The organism is Pseudomonas sp. (assembly GCF_026224925.1).
In the GTDB taxonomy this organism is placed as follows: domain Bacteria; phylum Pseudomonadota; class Gammaproteobacteria; order Pseudomonadales; family Pseudomonadaceae; genus Aquipseudomonas.
Window position 1 is genome coordinate 1 of record NZ_JAMFRV010000262.1, and the last position, 4406, is coordinate 4406.

General features: G+C 58.0%; 2 protein-coding genes and 2 pseudogenes. 1 reads left to right on the plus strand and 3 read right to left on the minus strand.

Annotated elements, in window-relative coordinates; genetic code table 11:
- Positions 1–1208, minus strand: a pseudogene (locus tag M0974_RS11425) (beta-agarase); the annotation flags it as partial.
- Positions 1209–1360: 152 nt separating this feature from the next.
- Positions 1361–3505: an ATP-dependent DNA helicase DinG gene (gene dinG, locus M0974_RS11430; RefSeq protein WP_297836307.1), complete on the minus strand. Its 2145-nt coding sequence runs from the start codon at positions 3503–3505 to the stop codon at positions 1361–1363.
- A 109-nt stretch (positions 3506–3614) separates the two neighbouring features.
- On the opposite strand from dinG, the gene M0974_RS11435 reads away from it, so the two are divergent.
- On the plus strand, positions 3615–4079 hold the full coding sequence (locus M0974_RS11435) for a DUF2269 family protein (protein WP_297836309.1): 465 nt from the start codon (positions 3615–3617) through the stop codon (positions 4077–4079).
- Between the two features lie 187 nt (positions 4080–4266).
- Here the strand turns inward: M0974_RS11435 and M0974_RS11440 are convergent.
- Positions 4267–4406, minus strand: a pseudogene (locus M0974_RS11440) (collagen-like protein); the annotation flags it as partial.

Genomic DNA, 4406 nt, shown 5'->3' on the forward strand with positions numbered 1-4406 from the left:
CGATCCAGGGTATGAGCGGTCCAGCGTTTGGCGTCGAACGTCGGCGCTGCGCAAGTGGCAGGTGTGTCGGCACCTTTGTCAGCGTCAGAGCATTTTTGCGGGCCATACGTGCGCTGCAGGTTAGCGCCATAAAAGTCGAACCAACGACCGTGATTAAAACCGCGAGCGCTGCTGGCGCCAGCATTGCTACGGTTGTCATCTTTGCCATAAAACACCGCCAGAGGATCTGTGTCAGCGGGCAAGCCAGAAAACATGGGCTCGCGACCCTCAACATAAGTGCGACTGTCGCCTGCGGTTACCGTATTGACGCCAAGGGAGTAGAACGGATGGCCTTCGGGCGTGACCAGATACCAACGCCCATTGAGTTTTTCTGTGCGGAAAAAGCCCTTGGCTTCAAAACTCGGACCACCGAGCCAACCACCGAACTGGTCCTGCTTGGGTCGGTCTGCAAGCCACGTTTTGAGCTGCTGCTGTTCCTTGACCGCCGACGCTTTGAGTTGCTCGTCACTGGCTATTTTTTCTGGCCATTTGCTGCGAGTGAACTGACCGTAGGCATCAACGATATTGGCGTAGGCGGCGTTCTGAATAACGTCGCCTTCCTGCACGCCGAACCGCTCGACAAGAATGCTTTGGGCAACGTTAGGCTGGTTGATAGAGAGCGTGACCGAGACCACTTTGCTGCGATCCAGCTGACCTTGAGCATTGGCCAGTAACACACGCTGCCCTTCATACGTCCATGGCATCGGTGGGCCAGCGAACATGCCTTGGCTCAGTGGTGTACTGGCTTGCAACGGAATGAACAACGTTTGCGCAGGACCAGCGGGCAAATCGACCCGACTGTTGATCACGCCGCCGTCAGCGCTCTGGATCTGCACATCCAAAGTCAATGCCCAGTCCATGGCACTTTGAATACGCAACGTCATGTTGCTGTCAGCAGACCAATCCCAGGTGCCCGCTTGTGGCGTCAGACGCAGAGTAGGACGTGCCACAGGGTTAAACGTGACGCGTCGCAATACTTCGCCTTCAGCCGTTTGCTCGGCGTTGGATTGCGGCAGGCTGGCATCTTGCGTGGTGATCTGAACCACGTCTGCAGGGCGAACGAAGTTGAATAAGGTTTGTTGCCCATCCGGGGCAGCCTGTAAGGGACCGACTAGTAGTGGCCCGGAAAACATCAGAGCTAAAACCGTGGACAGCGAACGGCGAATCATTTGCTTAGTACCTCTAACGACCCGTTGATCGCCTGGCGTGAAGTGAAGCTTGAAAAGACCATCACCGCTTAAGCGTGATGCTGAATAGAAATGACAACCAGGCGCCAGATCGAGATAAGACCCAATCCGGTGCCAATGATGCCCAACTGGACTCAGGAAATTTCGCGACGAAATGGCGGCAACGCGTTGAGAATCGCTTTACCGTAACGCTGGGTCACCACACGCCGGTCTAGCAGCGTGATAGTGCCTCGGTCCTCTTCGGTTCGCAGCAACCGTCCGCAGGCTTGAACCAGGCGTAACGATGCGTCAGGCACGGCGATTTCCATGAAGGGATTGCCGCCTCGGGCTTCGATCCATTCCGCCAATGCTGCCTCGACCGGATCATCGGGGACCGCGAACGGGATCTTGGCAATCACCACGTGCTCGCAATAAGCGCCGGGCAAATCCACACCTTCAGCGAAACTGGCCAGCCCGAACAGTACGCTGGACTCGCCACTGTCGACCCGCGCCTTGTGCTTGTTCAGGGTTTCCTGCTTGGACAGATTGCCCTGAATGAACACTTGCTTGCGCCAGTCACGCTCGAGACCGTCGAACACGTCCTGCATCTGTTTGCGTGACGAGAACAGCACCAGTGTGCCGCGCGAACCTTCCACCAACCGAGGCAGCTCGCGAATGATCGCGGCGGTATGCGCCACCGCATCCCGAGGGTCGGCCTTGAGGTCTGGCACGCGCAACACGCCTGCATCGGCATGGTGAAATGGACTTGGCACTACCGCTGTCACTGCACCCTTGGGCAATCCGGCGCGCATGCGGTACCGATCAAATTTACCCAGCGCGGTCAAGGTTGCGGAGGTGACCAAGGCACCATACGCGACATTCCACAGATTTCTGCGAAGCATTTCTGCCGCCAGAATCGGGCTGGCGTTGACTTCGATATCGAACAACGAGCCGCTGTCGGCCAATGTTAACCATCGCGCCATGGGCGGGCTGTCTTCAGGGTCTTCGACGGTAAAGGCGGTCCACAACTCCCAACTACCGTGAGCACGAGCCAGCAAGCTGCCGAACAACGGATACCACTCTTCGGCTTGGTGGCTGGCAATGCCGATGTTGACCTCGCCATCCATTCCGGTCTTGAGGAGTTCTGTCAGGCGCGTAAACAGGTCGTCCAGCCGGGCAAAGCCCTTTTTCAGCTCGGCGCCCATTTCACGCATGTGTTCAGGCACCACACCACCGATGAAGCGATGTCGAGGGCGTTCGCGGCCCTGCATGTCTTCACCGGGTTTGAAGTCCGCCAGTTGTTCGCAGGCGGCGAACATGAACTGCTGTTGAGTCTTGATCTCGCGCGCCAGTTCTGGAACCTGTTCGATCAGTTTGCCCAGATCGCCCGGCAACGGATGCTGGGCTAGCAGTTTGGTGAGGTTTTTCGCCGTTTGCTCCAGCCAGTCCGACGTCGATCGCAAGCGGGTGTAATGTGCGAAATGGCCGATGGCTTTGTCTGGCAGGTGATGCCCTTCGTCGAACACGTAGAGGGTTTCACGCGGGTCCGGCAACACCGCGCCGCCACCCAATGCCAAGTCAGCCAGCACCATGTCATGGTTGGTGACGATCACATCGACCTTGCCCATGCCTTCGCGGGCCTTATAAAAGGCGCACTGCTGGAAGTTCGGGCAATGGCGGTTGGTGCACTGGCTGTGGTCGGTCGTCACGCGCGCCCAGTCCTGGTCTTCCAGGGCTTGGGGCCAACTGTCGCGGTCGCCATCCCACTTATTGCCAGCAAGCTTTTCGATCATACTGGTAAAGAGCTTCTGGCTAGCCTCATCGACCTCGATCCTGAAGCCCTCTTCTTCAAACAGCTGAGCGGTGGCAGTTTGCGCGTGGCCTTCCTGCAACAGCATGTCGAGTTTGGACAAGCACATGTAGCGGCCGCGGCCCTTGGCCAAGGCGAACGTAAAATTAAGACCGCTGTTGCGCATCAGGTCCGGCAGGTCTTTGTAGACGATCTGTTCTTGCAGCGCGACCGTTGCCGTAGCAATCACCAGACGCTTGCCCGCAGCCTTGGCCGTGGGGATTGCCGCAATGGCGTAAGCGACGGTTTTGCCGGTACCGGTGCCCGCCTCGACCGCGACCACCGCCGGATCACCCGAGCGTCGGCCTTCTTCATCGGTGTCGATATCGCCCAGCACTTTGGCGATCTCGGCGATCATCAAACGCTGGCCATAGCGCGGCTTTAGGCTTTTGGCTTCGAGGAAACGCGAATAAGCGCCCTGAATCTGGGATTTGAGTTCGTTACTGATCATGGGCTTCGGGGCGCTACAAATCGGTTGAAAGTGCTGGATAAATTTTCAGTGTTTCTAAGAGGCGGCTATCATACCGCGCTAATTCATCCCGCGCAGATCGGAGTACCGAATGACAGCTTTTGCCCTTGTCTACACCCTGCATGTGCTGGCGGCCCTGGTTTGGGTCGGCGGCATGTTCTTCGCCTGGATGGTACTGCGCCCAGCAGTCGGCGCGGCACTTGAAGGCCCAAATCGCCTGAAATTATGGGTCCAGGTGTTTCCACGGTTTTTTTTCTGGGTCTGGGTGGCGGTGTTGGTGTTGCCTATTACGGGAGTCGGCATGATCAACCAACGCTTTGCCGGTTTCGAAACCGCGCCACGTTATGTGCAAATCATGATGGGGTTGTACGTGGTGATGGTGGCGCTGTTTATCCGCATCCACTCACTGCAACTGCCAGAACTGCGTCGCGCCGTGGAAGCCGAAAAATGGCAAGAAGGTGCCGCAACGCTGGGGCGCATACGCCGGTTGGTGGGGACTAATTTGATTGTCGGGTTGGTGCTGGTAGCCGTGGCTGCGAGTCGGCCTGGGTTTTGATTACAGGGATCACCTATATCGGGAGGCCGGCGGCGCGGTCTGCCTGAAACACCGCGCTGCTGCCATTCGCGAACAAGTTCGCTCCCACCGGGACTGGCGTTTGATCCAGTCCTCCAGGAGCTGCCGAAGGCTGCGATAAGGTCCGCAGGAGCTCGCCAACACGTTGGCTCAGATTTTAGTAAAAACCTTACAACCGCTGAACCGTCAAAGAACCATCCCGTCCCGGTGCACCTGGCTGTCCAGGCTGCCCCGGCGTGCCTGACTTGCCGCCATCTGCGCGGTACACCAGGCAACCTTTGGTCGCCCCGCCTTTACCCGCGAGCCCCG